We start from the raw sequence: 23,722 nt of genomic DNA, 5'->3' as shown, positions 1-23,722 counted from the left end.
TCTTCATTTCTTCCACGCACCGTTCCATGACCCCGTTCACCCGCACCACCGTCGCGCTGGCCGCCTTCACCGCCTTGCAAGTCGCCTCTGCACAAGACAGCAGCAACAACGCCGAACTCGGCACCGTCACCATTGAAGGCAGCCGCGACGCGAACAGCCTGCACCTCGACGACACGAGCGGCACGGCCTCGCGCCTGGGCCTGTCGGTGCGCGAGACGCCGGCCTCGGTCGAGATCCTGTCGCAGGACGCGATCCAGCAACGCGGCGCGCGCACTTTCAGCGAAGCATTGCGCGGCATGGCGGGCCTCTCGGGCGGCGGCCCGCCGTCGTCGCCGACCACGCTGTCGCTGCGCGGCTTCACGAGCCTCATGTACCTGTACGACGGCGTGCGCAGCTCGGGCGCAGGCGTCACCAACCGCGTGCAGGACACCTGGAACTACGAGCGCATCGAAGTGCTCAAGGGCCCGGCCTCGGTGCTCGACGGCGAAGGCGCCATCGGCGGCATCGTCAACTTCGTGACCAAGCGGCCCGACCGCAGCAACCCGCACAAGGAGGCGCTGCTCTCGTATGGCAGCTACGGCTCCACGCGCGCGGCCTTCGGCTTCGGCGGCGCGCTGGGCGAGGCCAGCGCCTACCGGCTCGACTACAGCCGCAACGACACGAAAGTGGGCACCATCGACCGCAACGGCGAGCGCATCGACCACTTCACGAGCGGCCTGCTGGTGGACCTGGGCGGCTCGGTGAAGCTCGACCTGTCGTTCGATTACCTGCGCGACGACAACGACGCCTACTGGGGCACGCCGCTCGTGCCGCGCAGCTTCGCCACGCAGCCGACGAACGTGGTCAGCACGCCCGATGGCCGCGTGATCGACCGGCGCATGGCGCGCACCAACTACAACGTGCGCGACGACGAGAACTCGTCCGAAACCTACTGGCTGCGCGCGCGCCTCACGGGGCAACTGGACGGCGGCTGGTCGTGGCGCAACGAGTTCTCGGCCAACCAGTCGAAGCGCATGTTCCGCAACTCCGAGAGCGCCACCTTCGTGCCGCCGGCCAGCATCGCGCGCGACCAGACGCTCATCACGCACGACCAGGACTTCTGGCTCGACCGCTTCGACGCCACGCACAAGGGAAAGATCGCGGGCCTGGACAACCGCTTCGTCGTCGGCGGCGAGTACAGCGAAACCCGCTTCGGCAGCCAGCGCCGCTTCTCCAACAGCAGCCCCACCACCGCCGCGCAACTGCGCGTGCCCGTGTTCGACCCGTACACCGGCTACTTCGACGACAACCCCGCGCTGACCACCGGCGCGGGCAACCGCGCCGACACCTTCTCGCGCGTAAAGGTCGCCTCGGTCTTCGTGGAAGACGCGCTCAAGCCGATGCGCGACCTCACGTTCGTCGGCGGCCTGCGCCACGACCGCACCGAGGTCGACCGCCGCATCTGGGACCTGAACGCGGGCAGCGTCACGCGCTTCGGCGCGAGCTACCGCGCCACCTCGGGGCGCATCGGCGCGGTGTACGACCTGTCGCCGCAGTCGAGCCTGTATGCGCAGTACACCAACGCCACGCTGCCGGTGGGATCGCTCTTCCTGCTGTCGGCCTCGAACGCCGCGTTTCCGATGTCGCGCGGCAAGCAGGCCGAGGTGGGCTTCAAGCAGAGCCTGCCCGCGGCGAACCTGGAGTGGACGGCCGCGCTGTACAAGATCGAGCTCGACAACGTGCTCTCGCGCGACCCGAACAACGCCGCGACCACCGTGAACAACGGGCGCCAGTCGTCGCGCGGCCTCGAGCTGTCGGCCGTGTGGAAGCCCACGCGCGAATGGACGCTGGCGGGCAACCTCGCGGCGCTCGATGCGCGCTTCGACACGCTGGTCGAAGCCGGCAACGTCTCGCGCGTGGGAAAGACCCCGCCGAACGTGCCCGAGCGCATGGCCAACGTCTTCGCCACCTACCGGCCCGACGGTTCGAAGTTCGAATACTTCGCGTCGCTGAATCACACGGGGCCGATGTACACCGACAACGCCAACCAGATCCGCATCAACGGCTTCACGACGGTCGATGCGGCCGTGAGCTACCGGTTGAAAAATGCCCTGTTGAGTTTTCGCGTGCGCAACCTGACGGACCGGCTCTACGCGACCTGGACCGGCCGCGCCGCGAGCCAGGTGCTGCTGGCGCCGCGGCGGACCTTCGAGGTGTCGGCGAAGTTCGACTTCTGAGCCCCGTGCGCTGGGGAGAACCGGCAGCGTGCCCCGTGCGCAGGACACTGGGTGCTTCCCGCAGCGAAATCAAGGAGGAGGCCGCAGGCCGGGGGACATTCGCGGAGGGAAGTACCCGGTGGCCTGTGCACACGCCCTGAACACACGCCCTCAGCGCATCTGCAGTCGCGCATCCTTCGGATACCCGATCGTGTAGTCCGCCGACACCCGTGCCGTCTGCCCCGCGTCCAGGTCGAAGCGCCACATCGCCAGCCCCGGCTGCTTGTTCCACGCCTGATCAGCGGGTTGCGGTGCAAAGCGTGTGGTCACGCGCACCTGCTCGTCGACCGACACCGGCGTGGCCTCCAGCACCTGCACCGCGATCGGCGTGCGGTGGCGGTTCTCGACCACGTAGGCGCGTTGCACCTGGCGCTCGGCGCGCGAGCCGACAAAACCGCCCGAGCCCTGGTTGTCGCGCTCGGGCTCGACCTGCACGCGCACCAGTTCGTCGCGGCCGAACGAGAGCGTGAGCTTCGCGTCGCTCGGCGCGTTCCAGCGGCCCTGGCCGACGAAGTTGCCGTCGCGGTACAGCTGCATCGGGCCGGCCGGCCACACGCCCGAGGGCTGCGCCATCTCGGCGACCAGGAAGGCGCTCGGGTCCACGCGCGGGCTGGTGCGTGCGGCGAGCTGCGCCGTGTCCTCATGCTGGCCCAGCGCCAGGGTCACGCGCTGGCCGTTGGAAGGCACGTCGATGCTCTGCGGCACGGCGAATTCGGTGGCGAAGCTGTTGTCGAACACGCTCACGTCGAACAGTGGCTCGCGTGCGCGCTCCATCGCCATCTTGCGGTCGGCGGCAATGGGCGAGGGGGCGGCGGCCATCGGCGCGGCCATGTACGCTGACTCGGCGTTCGCGCGCGGCGGCGGCTCGATGCCGATGCGCCACGCGCTCGGCGTGCGCCCCGTGGTCTCGCGGCGCGGCTGGCCGGTGGACAGCACCAGCTTCACGCCGCGCCAGTCCTCGCCCGTGGCCTGCGCCACCAGCGCCTGGCGCTCGATGCGCACCTTGCGCGTCGTGGTGTCGAGCAGCGCGCGGTAGCTGGGCGTCCAGCCCGGGCCGTTGACCTGGTAGCTGAGCTTCACGTCGGCGTCGGCACTGGCGGCGAGCGTGACGGTGACGGCCGTCACCTGCGCGCCCTGGCCCTGCGTGCGACCGCGCTCGGCCAGCAGTGGCTTGAGCTGGCGGTCGAGGTCGGTCTGCTGGCGCTGGATCTGGTGCTGCTTGAGCAGCGCGTCCTGGCCCGAGCGGCGCATCGCCTCGGTCATGGCCGCGAGGTTGCGCGCATCCATCGGCGCGCGCGCGCCGGGGCCCGACTCGCCGCCCGACAGCCCCTTGAGATAACCCGTGACCATGCCCAGCGCATCGGTCTCGGCCTGCAACGCGGCCTTGCGGTCTTCGAGTTCGCGGATGCGGCCGTCGAGCGCGCTGGTGGCGCAGTTGGCCGAGAGCTCGCGCGCCTCGCTCAGCACCGAGGTCTCGCCCACGCGCACGGCCGCGCCGGCCGACACCTGCAGGCTCTGCACGTCGAGCCCCGCCGGCAGGCAGGCAAAGGTGACCGAGCGGCTGCCCGCCGCGACGCGCGCCACGCGCTCCACCGTGGCGCTGCCGGGGTAGACCTTGACCTGCGTGATGCGCGAGGCATCGGCCTGCAGTTGCGCGTGAGCGCCGGCGCCCGCGGCCAGCCAGAGGGCGGCGAGGGCGGTGGCACGCAGGAGGGGACGGGCGGAGAACGGTGTGTGCATGGAAAGCCTTCCGGAAGAAAGTCGGTGACGAATCTCTGCTTCTACGGACGGGGCGGGCGAACGGGGTTAAGGCGTCGCAAAGTTTTTTTCATGACGCCGATGTGACGCGGGCGCGTTGCTGTCGCGCAGGCATCTGCCGGCGGCGAACCGGTCACCCAAGAGACGGTGCGCGGCGGCGCCGCTTCCTAGAGTGGGTCTCGCCTTCCCTCCATTGATTCACCCTGAAAGGACACCCCCCATGCTCGACACGATCCAGGCCATCAACCGTTCGGCCGCCTTCAACCGCTGGGCCGGCTTCGACGTCACACAGGCCGCCGACGGGCAGGCCGAACTGCGCATGAAATGGCGCGAGGAAGACATGGGCCAGTACACCGGCTTCCTGCACGCGGGGATGATCGCCGCGCTGCTCGACACCGTGAGCGGCTTCGCGGCCGCCACCGTGGCGGGCCGCGTGCTGGCCTCGCATTTCTCCATCAACTGCATCTCGCCCGCCATCGGCGAGGCCTTCGTGGCGCGCGGGCGCGTGGTGAAGGCGGGGCGCAAGCAGGTGTTCGTCGGGGCCGAGCTGTTCGCGCAGCCTGAAGGCCAGGGCGAAGACAAGCTCAAGCTCGTGGCGACGGCGAACGCCATCCTGGTGCCGGTGGACGAGGCGTCGACGACGCCGAAGCCGAAGCAGGCGGCGTAAGCACCGCCGCAGGCTCGGCCTCGGGCTTGCGCTTCAGCCCGAACAGCGGGCGCAGCCAGCCGATGCGGCGGATCAGCCCGTCGGTCAGCAGCCAGCAGCCGGCAATGGTCACGGCGACCAGCGCCACGGGCTCCCACACCGGGCCCAGCGCCAGCGGCACCAGCAGCGCCACGCCCGCGACGATCAGCGTCTGGTGCAGCATGTACCAGGGGTAGACCGACTCGTTGGCCCAGCGCAGCCACGGCCAGGGGCGGTTCAGGTGGCGGTGGCCATGGCCCAGGATCGTGGCGACCGCGAGCCACAGGTAGGCCGTGCGCAGCACGTCCATCAGCAGCCCTTTGGGCGGAACAAGGGCCCCGACGCGCAGCGCGATGAACGCGCCGATCACCGCCACCGCCAGCAGCAGCGACATGCGGCGCAGCCGTTCGAGTTCGCGCCAGATGCCCGTGTCCACGCCCATCCAGTAGCCGTAGAGGAAGACGGTGAAGTAGATGCTGTGCAGGTGGAAGTCCCACACCAGGTTGTGCGTGGCCGGAAAGTGCCGCGCCAGCAGCACCGTCCACGCCAGCAGCGGCAGCGCGGGCAGCATCAGCAGCTGCCAGCCGCGCAGCCCGTTGAAGCGCCGCCGCACCCACTGGCCGGCCGCCGAGCGCCACAGCGGCAGCGTCAACGCGACCAGTGCCGTGTAGAGAAACAGGTAGGGCAGGTACCAGAGGTGGTTCCAGGTGATGCCGAACTCCGCCCCCGCGAACGCGCCCTTGGGCCAGGGCGCGCCCATCGACAGGTAGCGCAGCAGGAAGGTGCCGAAGCCCGGCGCCACCAGCCCGCGCGCCACGCCTTCGGCATAGGCCTGGTAGGGCACGACCACCGCCATGCCGAAGGCCAGCGGCAGCATCAGCCGCAGGCCCCGGCTGCGCAGCAGGCCCCAGGTGCCCTGGCCCCGGCTCAGGAAGCCGAGCGACACGCCCGAGATCAGGAAGACCAAGTCCATGCGCCACAGGTTCAGCACCCGCATCGGCCACGGCAGCCACTCGGCCGCGTGCGGGCTCTTCAGGTGCCAGGGCCAGTCGGCCACGTAGTACATGCCCACGTGGTAGAGGATGACGAGCAGGAAGGCGAGGGCGCGCAGGGCGTCGATGTCGTGGCGGCGCTGCGGGGCGAGGGCTGAAACGGAATCGGTGGGCATGGCGGGCTCCTGGAACGAAGAAACGGCGGCCATCGTGGCCCCCGCGCCCGCCCCCGGGGCCACCGCCGGGACGGATCGCCCCGGATTTGTGACGAACGGTGGCCCCCGGGGATGAAATCCGGCCCCCGGTTCGCGAGAATCCCCGCATGAGCGAGCCGCGCAAGAACCTGTACGAGCGCTACGAACCGATCCGGCGGTACGTCGAAGTCGGCTTCTGGATCGTGCTGATGACGGTGCATGCCGCGATCAGCACCGTGGTCGCGCTCATCGACGCCCGCAGCCGCGCCGTGCCGCGCGCGAACTGGGAGGTCGTCACCTGGGAGGTGTCGAGCCACATCGCGCTGCTGGCCCTGGTGCCGGTGCTGGTGGCCGTGGAGCGCTGGCTGTCGCCGCTGGCGCGCGACCACTGGGTGCGCTTTCTCGCCGGGCATCTGGTGGCCAGCGTGCTCCTGAGCCTGGCGCACGTCGCGGCGATGTTCGGGTTGCGCGCCGCGGTGTACGCGGCGGCCGGCGAGCCCTACGACTTCGCCGGCGCCATGGGGCGATGGGGCTACGAGTACCTGAAGGACGTGCGGGTCTACGCCACGATGGTCTTCGGCGTGTGGGCCTACCGGCTCTTCATGCTGCGGCTGCAGGGCGAGGCGCGCGTGCTCGATCCGCCGGAAGAGGGCGTGGCGCCGATGCCCGAGGCGCTGGCGGAACCGGAGGGTTTCGAACCCTCCGTGCAGGAGACGCCCCCACCAGTAGCGCCGCCGCCGGCCCGCCCCGAACGCTTCCTCGTGCGCAAGCTGCGCCGCGAATTCCTCATCGCCGCCACCGACATCGACTGGTTGCAGGCCGAGGGCAACTACGTCGGCCTGCACGTCAACGGCCACGACTACCTGCTGCGCGCCACGCTCACCGACTTCCTGACCCAGCTCGATCCCGCCACCTTCGTGCGCGTGCACCGCAGCCACGCGGTGAACCTGGGCCGCATCAAGGAGATCGAGCCGCTCGACGGCGGCGATGCCCGGCTGCACATGCACGACGGCACGAGCGTGCCCTGCAGCCGGCGGTATCGCGACGCGCTGCGCGGCGGCTGAGCGCTCCGGCGGCGCGTTCCGATCCGGTGCGCGTCCTGCGAATTCGGCCCATTCTTGGGTCGTTCCGCACCATCAAAGAGCCTGCAGGCACCATTTTTGCTTTCTTGCGCCGGCGCCCCGAGCCGTTCGGGTGCGACGCACCAAATCAAACCAAAAACCTGCAAGAAGCTCTCATGGACGCACTCAAACAGGGCGCTGACGCGCTGTTCATCCTTCTCGGCGCCATCATGGTCCTGGCCATGCATGCCGGCTTTGCCTTCCTGGAACTGGGCACCGTGCGCAAGAAGAACCAGGTCAATGCGCTGGTCAAGATCCTGGTCGACTTCTCGGTGTCGACCATCGTGTACTTCCTGGTGGGCTACGGCGTGGCCTACGGCACGCATTTCTTCGTCAGCGCCACCGAACTGTCGGCAAGAAGCGGCTACGAGCTGGTGAAGTTCTTCTTTTTGCTGACCTTCGCGGCGGCCATTCCGGCCATCATCTCGGGCGGCATCGCCGAGCGCGCCAAGTTCTGGCCGCAACTGATCGCCACCGCGGTGATCGTCGGTTTCGTCTACCCGCTGTACGAGGGCATCGCCTGGAACAAGGCCTTCGGCATCCAGGGCTGGATCGCCTCGGTCACCGGCCACGAGTTCCACGACTTCGCCGGCTCGGTCGTCGTGCACGCCGTGGGCGGCTGGCTCGCGCTGCCGGCCGTGCTGCTGCTGGGCGCGCGCCGCAACCGCTACCGCGGCGACGGCTCGCTCAGCGCCCACCCGCCGTCGAACATCCCGTTCCTGGCGTTGGGCGCGTGGGTGCTGTGCGTGGGCTGGTTCGGTTTCAACGTGATGAGCGCGCAGAGCATCGACAAGATATCGGGCCTGGTCGCCGTCAACTCGCTGATGGCCATGGTCGGCGGCACGCTGGTGGCGCTGGCCATGGGCAAGAACGACCCCGGCTTCGTCTACAACGGCCCGCTCGCCGGCCTCGTGGCCGTGTGCGCCGGCTCCGACCTCATGCACCCGCTGGGCGCGCTCGTGGCGGGCGGCGTGGCCGGCGCCATCTTCGTCTTCATGTTCACGCGCACCCAGAACAAATGGAAGATCGATGACGTGCTCGGCGTGTGGCCGCTGCACGGCCTGTGCGGCACCTGGGGCGGCATCGCGGCCGGCATCTTCGGCACCCAGGCGCTGGGCGGCATCGGCGGCGTGAACCTGTGGGCGCAGCTGATCGGCACCTTGCTTGGCGTGGTCTGGGCGCTGATCGGCGGTGCCGTGGTGTACGGCGTGCTCAAGGCGACCATGGGGCTGCGGCTGTCGCAGGAGGAGGAGTACGACGGGGCGGATCTGTCGATCCACCACATTTCGGCGACGCCGGAGCGGGAAGTGAATTGGTGAGGGCGTTGCGGCTCAGGACATGAGCCGCAACGGGGGATTTGCGGCTCGCGGCACGAATTTGCCAGCTGTAGCAAACTTGCCGGCGGCCCCCGATCCCACCTGTTCACCACCCCATGACCCAATCTCCCCCCGCCCTCGAAGTCCTCCCCCGCGACCTGTCCGCCTACCGCGAGGGCAATGTCGGCATCGACTACGTGCACCGCTTCGAGTCCGGCAAGCCCGGCCCGCACGTGCTGATCAACGCGCTGACGCACGGCAACGAGATCTGCGGCATGACCGCCGCCACGCACCTGCTCGACACCGGCGTGCGCCCGAAGATCGGCACGCTCACCGTCAGCTTTGCCAACGTGGCGGCCTACGAGTCCTTCAACGAGGCGCTGCCTTTCGACAGCCGCCAGCTGGTGCACAACCTCAACCGCGTGTGGTCGCCCGAATGGCTCGACGGCAGCGAGGACAGCCCCGAGCTGCGCCGCGCCCGCGAGTTGCGCCCGGTGGTGAGCGCGGCCGACCACATCCTCGACATCCATTCCACGAGCCAGCCCGTGATCCCGTTCTGGGTGTACCCGGCCTTCGACCGCAACGCCGAGGCCGCCATGGCCATCGGCCGCCCGTCGGTGCACCTGGTGATGCCCGACGGCCTGGGCTCGGGCACGCCGCTGATCCAGCACGGCCAGCATGGCCGGGCCGACGGCAAGGGCGTGGCGCTGGTGGCCGAGTGCGGCCAGCATTTCCTGCGCTCGGCCTCCGAACTGGCCACCGCCATCTCGCTCGACTTCCTGGCGCACTTCGGCCTCATCGACAAGGACCCGGCCGTGCCCGCGCCCGGCGAGCAGCGTCGCTTCGAGCTGCTGCAGACGCACGTCATCAAGTCGGAAGACTTCGCCTTCGTGCGCCCGCTGATCGGCTTCGAGACCTTTGCCAAGGGCGAGCTGATCGCCACCAACGGCCCGGACGAAATCCGCGCGCCGTGCGACGACTGCACGATCTTCATGCCCGCGCAGCGCACGATCGTCGGGCGCGAGGCGGTGTACCTGACCAGGCCGCTCTGAGGCCGGCGTTCTTCTTCAGCAGATCAGCAGGTGCCGCGGTTTGTCCGCGGTGCTGTAGTCGGCATGCCAGTAGTGCGGGTCGTCGCAGAGGCTGAACGCGGCCTGCTTGCCGGCGTGCCGGGCCGTGAAGTGCCTTTGGAGCGTGACGTGCACCGAGCCCTCGTCGGGCCAGTCGATGCCGACGTCGACGACGCGGTTGCCCGCGGCGACCTCGGCGGCGACGATCCGCTGCAGGGCGGGGTGCAAGAGGGTGTTGAGGCGGGCGAGGGCTTCGCGGCGTTCGGTGGGGGCGAACGAGGAGGCGAGGCAGGCTTCGGTGAAGAGGGTCGGCGCTTTGTCACGCATGACGGCATTCCGGCGGGGTGCCTCAACCCGCAACGAACAACGCCGGGTCCACCATCGTCCGGTTCAGCATCACCCCCCAATGAAGATGCGGCCCGGTCACTCGCCCCGTCGCGCCCACGGCGGCCAGCGGCTCGCCGGCCTTGAGCACGTCGCCCACCTTCACGTCCCAGCGGCTCAGGTGGCAGTACATCGTCAGCAGGCCGCCGCCGTGGTCGACCCAGACGGTGCCGCCGTTGAAGAAGTAGTCGTCGGTGTCGATCACCTTGCCGGCCAGCGGCGCGCGCACGGGCGTGCCGGTGCCGGCTGCGATGTCCATGCCGCTGTGCGGATTGCGCGATTGGCCGTTGAACACGCGGCGCAGGCCGAACGAGCTGGAGCGGCGGCCCGGCACGGGCACGCGCATCTGCAGCGCGGCGTCGGGGCGCAGGTCGGAGAGCGTGGCCATCACGCCGGTCAGGTGATCGCGCTCCTTGGTGTAGCGAGCCTCGTCTTCCGGCGACAGGTCGACCGTGCGCGGCGCCACTGTCAGGCGTTGTTCGCGGTACTGCTTCGGGGCGATGGTGTAGGCGATCTGGCGCTCGGGCTTGTTGCCCTCGGCGCGCACGCTGATGCGGGCTTCGCCGGGTGGGGTGGCCAGCGGAATACCGACCAGCGCGGTCCATTCGATCGGATCGCCGAGCACCAGCAGCGGCACGTCGCCGGCGAAAGCCTTGGGGCGCGTGGCCGCGGGGCCGAGCGACAGGCGGGCAACGCCGCCCGGCACCAGCAAGGCGCGCGGCCAGACATCAGGCGCCTGCGGCTTGTTGTTTTTCTTGGCCGGGGCCGCGGCACCGGCAGGCAGCGCCAGCAGGCCGAGGGCGCCGAGCACGGCGCTGCGGCGGTTCAATGCGGCAGCAGGGAGATCGGAGAAAGGAAGGTTCATGTGCATGGACAGGATTCGAATGAGGAGTTGAGGGTGCGGCGGCTCAGCCGCCGCTTTGTTCCCGCCAGGTTCCGGGCGCGAGCCCGTCGAGCGTGTAAGGCCCGATGGCGGCGCGGATGAGGCGCAGCGTCGGCAGCCCCACGGCCGCCGTCATGCGCCGCACCTGGCGGTTGCGGCCTTCGCTGATCGCCAGCTCCAGCCACGCGGTGGGAATGAGCTTGCGCTCGCGGATGGGGGGCTCGCGGTTCCACACGTCGGGCGGCGGATCGAGCCGGCGCGCCCGTGCGGGGCGCGTGGGGCCGTCGTTGAGCTGCACGCCGTTGCGTAGCACCGCCAGCGCTTCGTCGGTCGGCACGCCCTCGACCTGCACCCAGTAGGTCTTCTCCATCTTGAAGCGCGGATCGGCGATGCGCGCCTGGAGCTTGCCGTCGTCGGTGAGCAGCAGCAGGCCCTCGCTGTCGGCATCGAGCCGTCCGGCGACGTAGACACCGGGCAGGTCGATGAAGTCCTTCAGCCCGCGCCAGCGGCCCTCGGGCGTGAACTGGCTGAGGACGCCGTAGGGTTTGTTGAAGCGGATGAGGCGGGAGCTGGTCGGCAGATTCATGGGCGGGTGGCATCGCGTGGCGCATCGGCCAGCTGCGGCAGATAGTCTCGCACCAGTTCTTCCACGGTGTCCGCTTGCAAGCTGTCGCGTCCAGACTTGAGTGGATCGCGATCGGGTCGCTGGGCCAGCCACCGCTTGAAGCGCACGAAGGCGAGTGGATGCACGGTGTTCATGCGCGCCATGTGCCCGGTGGTGCCGACCACGACGGCCGAGAAGCGCGGGGCGCTCACCAACTGTTCTGCGTTGTGGGCTTGCACGGCCCAGAAGTCGTCTTCATCGTCGCTGAGCTGTGCCGGGTGGGGGTCATGCTCTTGTGCTTCGCGACGCAGGATGTCGACCTCGAAGCCTTTGCTGTTGACCGCCGTGTAGCGCTGATCGGCGATCAAGGCGAAGGTCTTGTCGACCTTGCGCAGCAAGGCCAGCATGGACGAATCGAGCCGCTTGAGCTGCGTTGCCAGGCGAAAACGCTTGCGCGTGTCCCAGAGCAGGTCGACATCGCGCGTGGCCACGGCGGCACTCTGCAGGCGCACGCCCGCTGCTGCTTCGTAGGCGCAGAGCGCGTGCGTGCCCACCACGGTGAAGTGCTCTGCAATGTCCGCGCGCTGGAGCATGTCGAGGATGTCGATGACGATGGTCGGCACGCGGCCGACGAACAGCGCCCGGTTCATGCGCTGATGGCGGGCGAGTGCCTCGCCGAGATCCTTGACGCGTCCTTCGGCTTCTTCCTTTCTTTGGATGAAGCCTGCGTGGATGGCCTCGGTTTCAGGGCTCCGCGCCCCGAGGCTTTTTTGTGCGTTGCGGGTGCTGGTGCGCACGAGGTATTCGACGCCGTTTACCGTCTTCCAGTACATGCCACCGCGCACGCCCGCGGCTTGCACCTCCGCCGCTTCGAGGGCCTCGAACGTGGCTCTGGCATCGATGTACTGGCGCCGGGCGTCGTCGCCGATGTCCTGGAAGTCCATGATTTTCCGTATAAAAATCAAGAGTCTTAATTTATACGGAAAATTATTTCAAATCAATAACTTATGTCAACCGATGAGGGCATGAAAAAAGCCGGGGCCACAACGGCCCCGGCTTTGCGGGAGAACGCGACCAGCGGGCCTACTTGCCCCAGCTGTCCCGCATCCCCGCCGCGCGGTTGAACACCACCTGTCCGCCGGCGGCGGCGCCCTTCGTGTCGCGCACGAAGTAGCCATGCCGCTCGAACTGGATGCCCACACCCGGCTCGGCCTTCGCGAGCGACGGCTCGACGAACGCCGTGCACACCTCGAGGCTGTGCTTGTTCAGCTCGTCCAGCAGCTCGCCGCTGCCCGGGTTGGCTTCGGCGAATAGACGCTCGTACAGCCGCACCTCGGCCTGCACGGCATCGGCTGCGGCGACCCAGGTGATGTTGCCCTTGACCTTGATCGCGTCCGCGCCGGGCGTGCCGCTCTTGGTGTCGGGCACCAGCGTGGCCTGCACTTCGAGGAGCTTGCCGTCGGCGTCGCGCGTGGCGCCGGTGCATTCGATGACGTGGCCGTACTTCAGGCGCACCTTGTTGCCGGGGAAGAGGCGGAAGAAGCCCTTGGGCTGCACGTCTTCGTAGTCGGTGCGCTCGATCCAGACGTCGCGGCCGAGCTTGAATTCGCGCTTGCCCATCTCGGGGTGGTGCGGGTGCACGGGGGCGGAGCAGTCGTCGAGCGCGTCGTTGCTGCCCATCAGCTCCCCCCAGTTGGTGATGACGAGCTTCACCGGGTCGAGCACGGCCATGGCGCGCGGCGCGATGGGGTCGAGGGTGTCGCGCAGCGCGGCCTCCAGGCTGGCGTACTCGATCCAGCCGCCCGACTTGGTGGTGCCGCTGCGTTCGCAGAACAGCTGCAGCGCGGCAGGCGTGTAGCCGCGGCGGCGCAGGCCGGCGATGGTGGGCATGCGGGGGTCGTCCCAGCCGTCGACGTGCTTCTCTTCGACCAGTTGGCGCAGCTTGCGCTTGCTGGTCATCACGTGGGTGACGTTCAGGCGGGCGAACTCGTACTGGCGCGGGTGCGGGCTGGCGACGAGGCCGCCTTCGGCCAGGCGGTCGAGCAGCCAGTCGTAGAAGGGGCGCTGGTCTTCGAATTCGAGCGTGCAGATGGAGTGGGTGATCTGCTCCAGCGCGTCTTCGATCGGGTGCGCGTAGGTGTACATCGGGTAGATGCACCACTTGTCGCCCGTGTTGTGGTGGGTGGCCCGGCGGATGCGGTACAGCGCGGGGTCGCGCATGTTGATGTTGGGGCTCGCCATGTCGATCTTGGCGCGCAGGATGGCGGCGCCATCGGCGAGCTTGCCGTCGCGCATCTCGCGAAAGCGCGCCAGGTTCTCGTCGGGCGTGCGGCTGCGGAAGCGGCTGTCGGTGCCGGGCGTGTTGAAGTCGCCGCGGTTGGCGCGCATTTCTTCGGGCGTCTGCTCGTCGACATAGGCCAGGCCGGCGCCGATCAGGTACTCGGCGGCTTCGTACATGAAGTCGAAGTAGTTGCTGGCGAAGTACTCGTGCTCCTGAATCGTGCCGGGCGCGCTCGGGCGGTCGGCCAGGTAGGTTTCGTAGCCGAGCCACTTCACGGCGTCGCGGATGGAATCGACGTACTCCTGCTCTTCCTTCTCGGGGTTGGTGTCGTCGAAGCGCAGGTGGCACACGCCGCCGTATTCCTTGGCCAGCTCGAAATTCAGCCAGATGCTCTTGGCGTGGCCGATGTGCAGGTAGCCGTTGGGCTCGGGCGGAAAGCGCATGCGGACCTTGGCGGGGTCGGGCATGCCCTGGGCGTGGTGGGCGGCGTCGCCCGGGGAACCGCCCCAGGTGCGGCCTGCGTAGGCACCCTGTGCGAGGTCGTTCTCGATCACATGGCGCAGGAAATTGCTCGGTGCAGCGGTCGTTTTGGTGCCGCTTTTGTCGGTCGGGGAGGTCATCGCGTCATTCTAGAGGGGGGGCTGTCGGGGTTACTTTTGGCAACGCTCTTCACAATGCAGCGTCCACCCGCTTTGCAATTGCAGCGTTCAATACGGACATGGGGCGCACAACGCCCCCCAACAAGGAGTCCCACATCATGAGCGTCACACGTTCTACCCTCTTCAAATGGGCCGCCGCCGGTGCGGTGGCCTTCGGTGCGCTGTTTGCCGCCACCTCGGCCAGCGCCCGCGGCGACGTGAGCTGGTCGATCGGCGTCGGCGTGCCCGGCGTGGCGGTCGGCGTGGGCGGTCCCGCCTACTACCCGGCCCCGGTCTATGCGCCGCCGGCCCCGGTGTACTACGCACCGCCGCCCCCGGTCTACTACCGCCCGCCGCCGCCGGTGTACTACCGCCCGGCACCGGTGTACTACGCACCGCCGCCGGCCTATTACGGCCCGCGCTACTACGGTCGTGGTTATCACCGCGGTCATGGCCACGGACACGGCCACTGGCGCTGATTTACAACGCCATTCGTGACTGAATGAAAAAAGCCGGCCCCGAAAAGGCCGGCTTTTTGCTGCGTGCGGGGCGCGCAGATTTCACATGGCGCGAAACAGGTGGGCGTAGAGCCGACTGACCGGGATCTTCTCGGCCCGCCCGCGCAGCGCGAGGTGCAGCTTGCCGGCCTCGTCGCGGTGCACCGCCTCGATGGCCGCGCTGCGCACCACCACCGCCCGGTGCACCTGCCAGAAGGTGTCGGCATCGAGCTGGGGCAGCAGCTGCTTCAGGGGCGTGCGGATCAGGTACTCCTGCGTGGCGGTGAGCACGCGCAGGTATTTGTCGGCGGCCTCGAAATACAGCACCTCGTCGATCGGCACCATGCGCACGGTGGCGCCGCCGGCATCGCTGGCGGCGATCATGCGCAGCGTCGCTGATGGCGACGCCGATGCCGACGGGGCCCCGCCGGCGGCGCCCAGCACCTGGCGCCACTGGGCGAGGGTGCGCTCCAGCGCCTCGTCGGCCGGGATGGGCGGCCTCATCGACGGCGCGGCCGCCGCCAGCGCCTGCCGCAGCCGCGCCACGGTCTTGCGCAGGCGCTCGGGCTGCACGGGCTTGAGCACGTAGTCGATGGCCTCGGCCTCGAAGGCGCGCGCGGCGTACTCGTCGTAGGCGGTCACGAACACCAGCTGCGGCATCGGCGCTTCGTCGGTGGGCCAGCTGTCGGCCAGTTCGGCGGCGGCGCCCAAGCCGTCCAGGCCGGGCATGCGGATGTCGAAGAACAGCACCTGCGGCAGCAGCCGCAGCGCCTCGCGCACGGCGCTGCGGCCGTCGCGGGCGGTGGCGACCACGCGCAGCTCGGGCCAGGCGGCGGCCAGTTCGGCCTGCAGGGCCTGGGCCAGCAGGGGTTCGTCTTCGGCGATGAGGGCGGTGAGGGGCATCGTCTTCTTGTCGTCGTGGGGGCCTGTTCAGGCGGGCAGGGGAAGGTTCAGGGTGACGCGCGTCCCGCCGCCCGTGGGCGCGGGGGCCAGGCTCAGGCGGCCTTGCTCACCGTACACGGTGGCCAGCCGCTCGCGCACCTGTTCGAGCCCGAAGCCGCCACCTTCCGACGGCTGCGGTGCCGCATCGAGCCCGACGCCGGTGTCGCTCACCTCGATCACCAGTTCGCCCGCCTCGCGGCGCGCGCGCACGGCGATCTCGCCGCCTTCGACCTGGGGCTCGAGGCCGTGGCGGATGCTGTTCTCGACCAGCGGCTGCAGCAGCAGCGGCGGCACGGGCGTGTCGCGCAGGTCGTCGGGCAGGTCGAGCGTGTAGCGCAGGCGCTCGCCCATGCGCACCGACATCAGCTCGAGGTAGTCGCCCAGCCGGTCGAACTCGGCCGACAGCGGATGCGACAGCGCGCGCGAGCCGCTGAGCGTCATGCGCAGATAACTGTTGAGCCGGTCGAGCATGGCCACGGCGCGCGGCGGGTCGACGGTGATCAGCACGCGCAGGTTGGCCAGCGTGTTGAACAGCATGTGCGGCTCGAGCTGGGTTTCGAGCAGCTTGAGGCGGGCGTCCGTGGCGTCTCGTTGCGCCAGGTCGAGCTGGCGCTGCATGTGCTTGCTGCGCCCGAGGCTGTAGAAGAAGTAGCACATGCCGATGGTGGCTGCCAGCGTGATGACGATGGTGGAGACCATCCGGTGCCGGGCGAAGCCCGTGAAGTCGAACAGCGGCCGGCCGACCCAGGCGTCCCCGATGGCGCCGCCGCCGAGGAAGCCCAGCGTGACGCCGAAGGCCACCAGCACGAAGCCCCAGGGCCCGTGCGGCCAGAGCACGTTCTGGTGGCCGCTGATGAACAGGCGCCCGGTGTCGATGACCAGCCAGCTGATCGTTCCGATCGACAGCGAATACACCATCTGCGAACTCCAGCTGCCCATGCCCGAGACGGTCAGCGCCGCGGCGATGACGCAGCAGAAGGCGGCCGTGATCAGGCCGTGCCGCAGGATGTCTCGCAGGTTCTCGGCGCGAAAGCGCGACGGGCGTGGCGTGTCGTCCGCCGTGGCCGTCACCGGCGGTCCCCGCCACCTAGCGCGCGGCGCTCACGTTCCAGCAGCTGGTCGTACAGGCCGCCGCCGGGCGCGATGAGCCAGACCACGGCGCCGTGGATCAGCAGGCCCAGGCCCCATCCCATGAGCGGGTACACGGCCCAGTTGTGGCCGCGCGAGGCGGCAAGCGCAACCAGCCCGACATTGACGACCACATAGACGAAGGCATGGATGAACCAGCCCATCTTGGCGCCGGCGCGGCGGCGGGCGCGCCGCTCGATGTCGGCGGACGAAGAAGAGGAGGAGGAAGAAGAGGACGGGGACATGGGGGTCATGACAGCTCCTTGAGAGAGACAGGTGAAAGGGGAACGAAGTCGCTGGCGGCCGATGCCGGCATCGACGGTGAAGGTGGCAGTGCCGCGCGCTGGCGCAGCTCCTCGGTGGTCTCGCCCGGCCCGTCCGCCCGCCAGCCCGGCGGCTTCACGAGGTAGCCGACGAAGGCGCGCAGCGAGCGCGCCGAGCGCAGGTCGCGCCACAGGTCGCGCCATTGGCTGAACTCGATCTCGAACAGGTTGTACGAGGTGATCGGCTTCACCAGTCCGTAGCGGCAGGGCAGGTCGGCACGCTCGGGGATGTAGGTGCCGAACAGGCGGTCGAACACGATCAGCACGCCGCCGTAGTTGCCGTCCAGGTACTCCAGGTTCGAGGCGTGGTGCACGCGGTGGGCCGAGGGCGTGTTCAGCACCCATTCGAGCGGGCCGAGCTTCGGAATCCAGGTCGCGTGAATCCAGAACTGGTAGAGCAGGTTCAGCGTGAGCATCAGCAAGATGATCCGCGGCGGCATGCCCAGGAGCGGCGCCAGAAGGAAGAAGGCGAGCGTGCCGGTGAGCCGGCCGGTCCAGCCGAAGCGGTAGGCGGCCGACAGGTTCAGCTGGTTCGGCGAGTGGTGCACGGCGTGGGTGCACCAGAACCAGCGCACGCGGTGCGCGGCGCGGTGGTACCAGTAGTAGCAGAACTCCTGGCCGATGAAGCAGGCGAGCCAGCCGGTCCAGTGGTCCATCGGCAGCGCGAAGAGCCGGTGGGCGTAGAGCCAGTCCATGGCGCCGACCCAGAAGGCCAGCGGCAGCAGCCAGCGCAGCGGGTATTCGCGCACCAGGAAGTCGAACACCGAGATGCCCGCCGCCTTCCAGTCGTAGCTGCGCCAGCCGTTGCGCCACGACAGCACCAGCGCTTCGGCCAGCGAGGCAAGCAGCACCACCGAGATGGAAATCTTGAGGATCAACACGAGCACGGTCATGGCGGTTCCTGGCGGCGAAGGGCGGGCGGGGCGTCGGAATCTTAGGCCGCGCGGGCGCTGCTGACCATCGCGCCCGACGCGGCGGCCAGGCGCCACAGGCGTGCGGTGCGGGCCGCGAAGACACCGCTGAAGGCGCCGTACAGCGCCGGCACGCCCAGGGCGAAGGCGGCCTGGTGGCGCAGCTCGGGATGCAGGGCCAGCGACACGCCCACCACGTACTTGGTGAGGAAGATGCCCATCATGAGCATCAGCGGCACGGCGGTGCCCGCCACCTCGAACTGGCGCGCCGCCGCGTCGTAGCGCGTGGTCGCCGGCAGCGGGCGGCGCAGCACCAGCACCATGAGCAGCAGCGCGGCCACGGCCCAGCCGATCAGGGCGCCGGCCGACTCGCCGGACACCGACACCACGCCCCAGAACGACAGGCCGGCCATGGCGACCGGCATCACCAGCACGCGGTTCAGGCCGATGCGGTTGGCCACGAGCTGCCGGCCGCCGAGCCAGGCCAGCAGGACGAACACGGCGAACACCCACTTCGGGGTGTGAAGAAGGATCTGCATCAGCATGAGAGGCTCCGGTGGATGGAAGGAAATGAGGGCGGGGAGGGAATCGATGGAGCGGACTGTGCCGATGCCGCCCGGCCGCCGCCACGGCCATGCGACGAAATGCGGGTGGGCGGCGTGAAGTGCGGGTCGCGGGCGCGAACGGCGGCCCCGGCGATGGTGGGGTGCCACGCAAACGGAAGCTTTACCGTCGCTTTACGGCACGGAAAACTGCGGGAGTGATATTTCGCGCTGTACTCTAGGCCGCCTCCCTTCAGGCCGCCTTTTCGCACCCCTTCGCACGCACCGCCCATGGATTCCCAAACGCCTCCCGAGCCCCTGCCACCCGTCGTGTCGCCGACCCATCCTCCGGCGCGCCGGCGCCGCTGGGTCGGGAGCCTGCTGGCCCTGCTGCTGCTCGTGGCGCTCGGGGGCGGTGCCTGGTACCTGGTGCAGCGTTCCAAGTCGCCGGCACCGGGCGCGGGCGGGCCGGGTGCAGGCGCAGGCCGCCCCGGCGGCGGTGGCCCGGGCGGCCGGGCGGGCGGCGGGGGCCCGGCCTCCAGCACCGTCGGCACCGCCGTCGCGCGGCAGGCCGACATCCCGGTGCAACTCGAAGCGCTGGGCACGGTCACGCCGCTGGCCAACGTGACGGTGCAGCCGCAGGTGTCGGGCGTGCTCACGGCCGTGCTGTTCAAGGAAGGCCAGATGGTCAAGAAGGGCGACGTGCTCGCCACCATCGACCCGCAGCCCTTCGAGAACGCGTTGGCGCAGGCCGCCGGCGCCCGCCAGCGCGACGAGGCGCAGCTGGCCGCGGCGCGCGTCACGCTGCAGCGCTACCAGACGCTGCTCGGCCAGGACTCCATCGCCCGCCAGGACGTCGACACCCAGGCCGCATTGGTCAAGCAGCTCGAAGGCACCGTGGCCATCGACCGCGCCAACGAGAACACCGCCAAGCTCAACCTGGCCTGGAGCCGCATCACGGCGCCGGTGAGCGGGCGCATCGGCCTGCGGCCGGTGGACGCGGGCAACTACATCTCGACCGGCAGCACCGGCGGCGTGGCCACCATCACGCAGATCGCGCCCATCGACGTCGAGTTCGCCATTCCGCAAGACCGCGTGCCCGAGGTGCAGGAGCGGCTGGGCCAGGGCGCCACGCTCGCCACCACCGCCTTCGACCGCACGCGCACGCGCCGGCTGGCCGACGGCAGCTTCTCCACGCTCGACAACATGGTCGACACGCAGACCGGCACCGTGAAGGCCAAGGCGCGCTTCACCAACGCCGACGGCGCGCTGTTCCCGAACCAGTTCGTCAACCTGCGGCTGCTGCTGCGTACCGTGAGCAGTGCGGTGGTGGTGCCGGTCACGGCGCTGCGCCACGGCCCCAACGGCGACTATGTGTACGTGGTGACGGCCGAGAACACGGCCTCGCAGCGGCCGGTGACGCGCGGCGAATCGAGCGTCGATTTCGCCTCGATCACCAAGGGCCTGCAGCCCGGTGAAACCGTGGTGACCGAAGGCGGCGACCGCCTGAAGGACGGCGCGCGCGTGCAGACCACGGTCGACCGGCCGGCCGGTGCGGCCTCCGGGGCGGCAGCGCCGGGCGGACGGCGTGGAGGACGTCGGCAGGAAGGTGGCGGTGGTGCCGGTGGTGCGCAAGGCGGCGGTGCCCGTCCGGCCGAAGCGGCGGCGCCGGCTTCGCCCTCGCAGGCCCCGGCCGCACCCGCTGCTGGAGCGGCTTCGCCGGCTGCAGCGCCCGCGGCAGCAACGCCTGCACCTGCAGCCACGCCCGCCAAGCTCCCTACCGCCGAGCAGCGCCAGCGCATGCTCGACGCGGCCAAGGACGACCCCGAACAACTCGAACGCCGCAAGCGTTTCCTCGAAGCCCTCGACCGCGGCGAGCCGGCCGCGCTGGAACGCTGGCAGCGCATGGCCGAGCGCGGCGGCGCCGGCGGCGGCGAACGCGGCGGTGAGGGACGGCGCAGCCCATGAGCCCCTCGCGCCCGTTCATCCTGCGGCCGGTCGCCACCTCGCTTCTGATGCTGGCCATCGTGCTGGCCGGCCTGGTGGCGTTCCGCTTCCTGCCGCTGGCGGCGCTGCCGCAGGTCGACTACCCGACCATCCAGGTCCAGACGCTCTACCCCGGGGCCAGCCCCGAGGTCATGAGCAACACCGTCACTGCGCCGCTGGAGCGCCAGTTCGGCCAGATGTCGGGCCTGGACCGCATGAGCTCGACCAGCGCCGCGGGCGTGTCGATCATCACGCTGCAGTTCTCGCTGGGCCAGACGCTGGACGTCGCCGAGCAGGAAGTGCAGGCCGCCATCAACGCCGGCGGCTCGCTGCTGCCGGCCGACCTGCCCGCGCCGCCGGTGTACGCCAAGGTCAACCCGGCCGATGCGCCGGTGCTCACGCTGGCCATCACCTCCGACACGCTGCCGCTCACCGAGGTGCAGAACCTCGTGAACACCCGGCTCGCGCAGAAGATCAGCCAGGTCTCGGGCGTGGGCCTCGTTTCGCTCAGCGGCGGGCAGCGCCCAGCCGTGCGCATCCAGGCCAACACGCAGGCGCTCGCGGCCAACGGCATCGGGCTGGATTCGCTGCGCACCGCGATCAGCGCGGCCAACTCCAACGGCGCCAAGGGCAGTTTCGACGGCCCCAAGCGCGCCTACACCATCAACTCGAACGACCAGCTGCTCACGGTCGACGACTACAAGAACCTCATCGTCAGCTACAAGAACGGCGCGCCGATCCGCATGGTCGACGTGGCGCGCGTGGTCAACAGCGCCGAGAACACGCAGCTCGGTGCCTGGGCTGGGCGCAAGGTCGACGGGCAGGTGCAGCTCACGCCGGCCATCATCCTGAACGTGCAGCGCCAGCCCGGCGCCAACGTGATCGCCACCGTCAACGCCATCAAGAAGCAGCTGCCCGAGCTGCAGGCCGGCATGCCCGCGGGCCTGCAGGTCGAGGTGCTGAGCGACCGCACCGCCGGCATCCGCTCGTCGGTGCAGCACGTCGAGATGGAACTGGTGCTGGCCGTGGTGCTCGTGGTGCTGGTGATCTTCGCCTTCCTGGGCAGCCTGCGCGCCACCGTCATCGCCAGCATTGCCGTGCCGATCTCGCTGATCGGCAGCTTCGGCCTGATGTACCTGCTGGGCTACAGCCTGAACAACCTGAGCCTGATGGCGCTGACCATCGCCACCGGCTTCGTGGTGGACGACGCGATCGTCATGATCGAGAACATCGCGCGCTACATCGAGGAGGGCGAGAAGCCCCTGCAGGCCGCGTTCAAGGGCGCCGCGCAGATCGGCTTCACCATCATCTCGCTGACTGTGTCGCTCATCGCGGTGCTCATTCCGCTGCTGTTCATGGGCGACGTGGTGGGCCGCCTGTTCCGCGAGTTCGCGGTGACGCTGGCGATCACCATCCTGATCTCGGGCGTGGTTTCGCTCACGCTGGTGCCGATGATGTCGGCGCGCTGGCTCAAGCACGAGCCGAAGAAAGACGCATCGGGCACCGGCTTCGGCGCGCGCGCCCAGCGCTTCTTCGACGGCGTGATGGTGCGCTACGACCGCTCGCTGCACTGGGTGATCGCGCACCAGCCGCTCACGCTGCTGGTGGCGCTGCTCACGCTGGTGCTGACCGTGCTGCTGTACCTCACGATCCCCAAGGGTCTGTTCCCCACGCAGGACACCGGCCAGCTTCAGGCCCGCGTGCAGGCCGCGCAAGACGTGTCCTTCGAGCGCATGGCGCAGCTGCAGCAGCAGGCCGCGCGCGCCATCCTTGAAGATCATGACGTCGAGAACCTCAGCTCCTTCGTCGGCGTGGACGCGGCCAACAACACGATGCTGCACACCGGCAGCATGCTCATCAACCTGACCCGCAGCCACGACAACCAGCAGGAGGTGATGGAGCGCCTGCGCGAGCGCGTGCGGCAGGTGGCCGGCCTCACGCTGTACCTGCAGCCCACGCAGGACCTGACCATCGACGCCGAGACCGGGCCGACCGAGTACCGCGTGTCGCTCGAAGGCGTGAACAGTGCGCTGGTCACCGAGTGGATGCAGAAGCTGGTGGCGAAGCTGCAGGAGTCGGACAAGGTGCGCAACGTGAGCAGCGATGCCGGTGCGCAGGGGTTGGCGGCGTATGTGAACGTGAACCGCGACACGGCGTCGCGGCTGTCGATCACCGCGAGTTCGGTGGACGACGCGCTGTACAGCGCCTTCGGGCAGCGCATCGTGTCGACGATCTTCACGGAGACGAACCAGTACCGCGTGATTCTGGAAGCGCAGCCTGGCATGGTGAATACGCCGCAGACGCTGGGGCAGTTGAACCTCATTGCGGGGTCGGGCACGGCGACGCCGTTGTCTGCGTTTGCGGAGATCAGCGAGCAGCAGGCTCCGCTGCAGATCACGCACGTGGCGCAGTACCCGGCGAGTACGTTGAACTTCGATACGGCGCCGGGGGTTTCGCTCGGTGGATCGGTTGCCGCGATTCGCGCGGCTGCTAAAGAGATCGGGCTGCCGAGCAGTGTGACGATGACTTTCCTGGGGGCTTCAGGGGCTTATGAGAAGTCGTTGTCGAATCAGCTGTGGTTGATTCTGGCGGCGGTGGTTTGTGTGTACATCGTGCTGGGGGTGCTGTACGAGAGCTATGTGCATCCGTTGACGATCTTGTCTACGTTGCCTTCTGCTGGGGTCGGGGCTTTGTTGGCCTTGATGCTGACTGGCAATGACCTGGGGGTGATCGGGATCATCGGGATCATTCTGCTGATCGGCATCGTGAAGAAGAACGCGATCATGATGATCGACTTTGCTATTGATGCGGAGCGGACGCAGGGGAAGTCGGCTCGTGAGGCGATTCATCAGGCAGCTTTGCTGCGGTTTCGTCCGATCTTGATGACTACTTTGGCTGCGCTGTTTGCTGCTGTGCCGCTGATGTTCAGTTTTGGGGATGGGGCGGAGTTGCGGCGTCCTCTCGGGCTTGCGATCTTTGGCGGGTTGATCGTTAGTCAGTTGCTGACTTTGTTTACTACGCCGGTTATTTATCTGGCGTTTGATCGGTTGGGTGGGGGGAGTGCTCGGGCTTCTTCTTCGGAGCTTGAGGAGGAGGCGGCTTGATCTGTCTGTACTCCTGCTGCTTGTTTGCTTCCCGGGGCCGGGAGTTCCGCCCGGCGGCGGACTCACTTTCTTTTGCTTCGCCAAAAGAAAGTAAGCAAAGAAAAGGCG

20 protein-coding genes are annotated in these 23,722 nt (G+C 68.9%); 8 read left to right on the top strand and 12 right to left on the bottom strand.

The genetic code is table 11. The features are described 5' to 3' along the window. Window positions 1-26: 26 nt before the first annotated feature. Window positions 27-2,216, top strand: a complete 2,190-nt coding sequence (locus tag AC1RL8_RS12180; protein WP_492684393.1) for a TonB-dependent receptor — start codon at window positions 27-29, stop codon at window positions 2,214-2,216. 150 nt (window positions 2,217-2,366) lie between these two features. Here AC1RL8_RS12180 and AC1RL8_RS12175 read toward each other — a convergent pair whose 3' ends face one another. Beyond that, the gene (locus tag AC1RL8_RS12175) at window positions 2,367-3,995 is read right to left on the bottom strand and encodes a DUF4139 domain-containing protein (protein ID WP_492684392.1); all 1,629 of its coding nucleotides are present in this window, start codon (window positions 3,993-3,995) and stop codon (window positions 2,367-2,369) included. Between the two features lie 238 nt (window positions 3,996-4,233). Here AC1RL8_RS12175 and AC1RL8_RS12170 point away from each other — a divergent pair, with 238 nt between their 5' ends. Further along, a complete protein-coding gene (locus AC1RL8_RS12170) occupies window positions 4,234-4,680 on the top strand; it encodes a PaaI family thioesterase (RefSeq protein WP_062476955.1) in 447 nt (148 codons plus the stop codon). Here AC1RL8_RS12170 and AC1RL8_RS12165 read toward each other — a convergent pair. Then, window positions 4,598-5,866: an acyltransferase family protein gene (locus tag AC1RL8_RS12165; RefSeq protein WP_492684391.1), complete on the bottom strand. Its 1,269-nt coding sequence runs from the start codon at window positions 5,864-5,866 to the stop codon at window positions 4,598-4,600. The two genes, AC1RL8_RS12170 and AC1RL8_RS12165, sit on opposite strands and share 83 nt — an antisense overlap. 146 nt (window positions 5,867-6,012) lie before the next feature. Here AC1RL8_RS12165 and AC1RL8_RS12160 point away from each other — a divergent pair, with 146 nt between their 5' ends. From AC1RL8_RS12160 to AC1RL8_RS12150, 3 genes are all read left to right on the top strand, one after another. Then, on the top strand, window positions 6,013-6,948 hold the full coding sequence (locus AC1RL8_RS12160; RefSeq protein ID WP_492684390.1) for a LytTR family DNA-binding domain-containing protein: 936 nt from the start codon (window positions 6,013-6,015) through the stop codon (window positions 6,946-6,948). A 173-nt stretch (window positions 6,949-7,121) separates the two neighbouring features. Next, window positions 7,122-8,324 (top strand): ammonium transporter, encoded by a 1,203-nt coding sequence (locus AC1RL8_RS12155; RefSeq protein WP_062476947.1) that lies wholly within the window; start codon window positions 7,122-7,124, stop codon window positions 8,322-8,324. Between the two features lie 113 nt (window positions 8,325-8,437). Then, window positions 8,438-9,373 carry a M14 family metallopeptidase gene (locus AC1RL8_RS12150; protein WP_095948925.1) on the top strand — a complete coding sequence of 312 codons (936 nt, stop codon included), beginning with the start codon at window positions 8,438-8,440 and terminating at the stop codon, window positions 9,371-9,373. Between the two features lie 15 nt (window positions 9,374-9,388). Here the strand turns inward: AC1RL8_RS12150 and AC1RL8_RS12145 are convergent, their stop codons facing one another. From AC1RL8_RS12145 to AC1RL8_RS12125, 5 genes are all read right to left on the bottom strand, one after another. Next, complete coding sequence (locus AC1RL8_RS12145; protein WP_083259292.1) at window positions 9,389-9,718, bottom strand: hypothetical protein; 330 nt, start codon at window positions 9,716-9,718, stop codon at window positions 9,389-9,391. 22 nt (window positions 9,719-9,740) lie between these two features. Beyond that, window positions 9,741-10,640 carry a peptidoglycan DD-metalloendopeptidase family protein gene (locus tag AC1RL8_RS12140; protein ID WP_492684867.1) on the bottom strand — a complete coding sequence of 300 codons (900 nt, stop codon included), beginning with the start codon at window positions 10,638-10,640 and terminating at the stop codon, window positions 9,741-9,743. A gap of 43 nt (window positions 10,641-10,683) precedes the next feature. Further along, entirely contained in the window at window positions 10,684-11,244 is a 561-nt protein-coding gene (locus AC1RL8_RS12135) for a pseudouridine synthase (RefSeq protein ID WP_492684389.1), read from the bottom strand. Beyond that, window positions 11,241-12,206 (bottom strand): GSU2403 family nucleotidyltransferase fold protein, encoded by a 966-nt coding sequence (locus AC1RL8_RS12130; protein WP_492684388.1) that lies wholly within the window; start codon window positions 12,204-12,206, stop codon window positions 11,241-11,243. The genes AC1RL8_RS12135 and AC1RL8_RS12130 overlap by 4 nt, the downstream gene beginning before the upstream one ends. Before the next feature lie 139 nt (window positions 12,207-12,345). Beyond that, complete coding sequence (locus AC1RL8_RS12125) at window positions 12,346-14,163, bottom strand: glutamine--tRNA ligase/YqeY domain fusion protein (protein WP_492684387.1); 1,818 nt, start codon at window positions 14,161-14,163, stop codon at window positions 12,346-12,348. A 137-nt stretch (window positions 14,164-14,300) separates the two neighbouring features. Between AC1RL8_RS12125 and AC1RL8_RS12120 the strand changes: the two genes are divergently transcribed. Next, window positions 14,301-14,660: a hypothetical protein gene (locus AC1RL8_RS12120; RefSeq protein ID WP_070062581.1), complete on the top strand. Its 360-nt coding sequence runs from the start codon at window positions 14,301-14,303 to the stop codon at window positions 14,658-14,660. Window positions 14,661-14,741: 81 nt separating this feature from the next. Here AC1RL8_RS12120 and AC1RL8_RS12115 read toward each other — a convergent pair whose 3' ends face one another. From AC1RL8_RS12115 to AC1RL8_RS12095, 5 genes are read right to left on the bottom strand one after another with little or no spacing between them, the layout of a single operon-like run. Continuing rightward, window positions 14,742-15,581: a LytR/AlgR family response regulator transcription factor gene (locus AC1RL8_RS12115; protein ID WP_492684386.1), complete on the bottom strand. Its 840-nt coding sequence runs from the start codon at window positions 15,579-15,581 to the stop codon at window positions 14,742-14,744. A gap of 27 nt (window positions 15,582-15,608) precedes the next feature. Next, the gene (locus tag AC1RL8_RS12110) at window positions 15,609-16,691 is read right to left on the bottom strand and encodes a sensor histidine kinase (RefSeq protein WP_492684385.1); all 1,083 of its coding nucleotides are present in this window, start codon (window positions 16,689-16,691) and stop codon (window positions 15,609-15,611) included. Next, window positions 16,688-17,002: a 2TM domain-containing protein gene (locus tag AC1RL8_RS12105; RefSeq protein ID WP_370870079.1), complete on the bottom strand. Its 315-nt coding sequence runs from the start codon at window positions 17,000-17,002 to the stop codon at window positions 16,688-16,690. The genes AC1RL8_RS12110 and AC1RL8_RS12105 overlap by 4 nt, the downstream gene beginning before the upstream one ends. Next, on the bottom strand, window positions 16,999-17,964 hold the full coding sequence (locus AC1RL8_RS12100) for a sterol desaturase family protein (RefSeq protein WP_492684384.1): 966 nt from the start codon (window positions 17,962-17,964) through the stop codon (window positions 16,999-17,001). The genes AC1RL8_RS12105 and AC1RL8_RS12100 overlap by 4 nt, the downstream gene beginning before the upstream one ends. Before the next feature lie 41 nt (window positions 17,965-18,005). After that, on the bottom strand, window positions 18,006-18,527 hold the full coding sequence (locus AC1RL8_RS12095; RefSeq protein WP_492684383.1) for a DUF6622 family protein: 522 nt from the start codon (window positions 18,525-18,527) through the stop codon (window positions 18,006-18,008). Between the two features lie 288 nt (window positions 18,528-18,815). Between AC1RL8_RS12095 and AC1RL8_RS12090 the strand changes: the two genes are divergently transcribed. Then, window positions 18,816-20,492 (top strand): efflux RND transporter periplasmic adaptor subunit, encoded by a 1,677-nt coding sequence (locus tag AC1RL8_RS12090; protein ID WP_492684382.1) that lies wholly within the window; start codon window positions 18,816-18,818, stop codon window positions 20,490-20,492. Next, complete coding sequence (locus tag AC1RL8_RS12085; protein WP_492684381.1) at window positions 20,489-23,614, top strand: efflux RND transporter permease subunit; 3,126 nt, start codon at window positions 20,489-20,491, stop codon at window positions 23,612-23,614. The genes AC1RL8_RS12090 and AC1RL8_RS12085 overlap by 4 nt, the downstream gene beginning before the upstream one ends. Window positions 23,615-23,722 lie beyond the last annotated feature (108 nt).

The sequence above is a fragment of the Variovorax sp. GW822-FHT04E09 genome, assembly GCF_058800845.1.
This window is presented reverse-complemented; position numbering and strand designations above follow the sequence as displayed.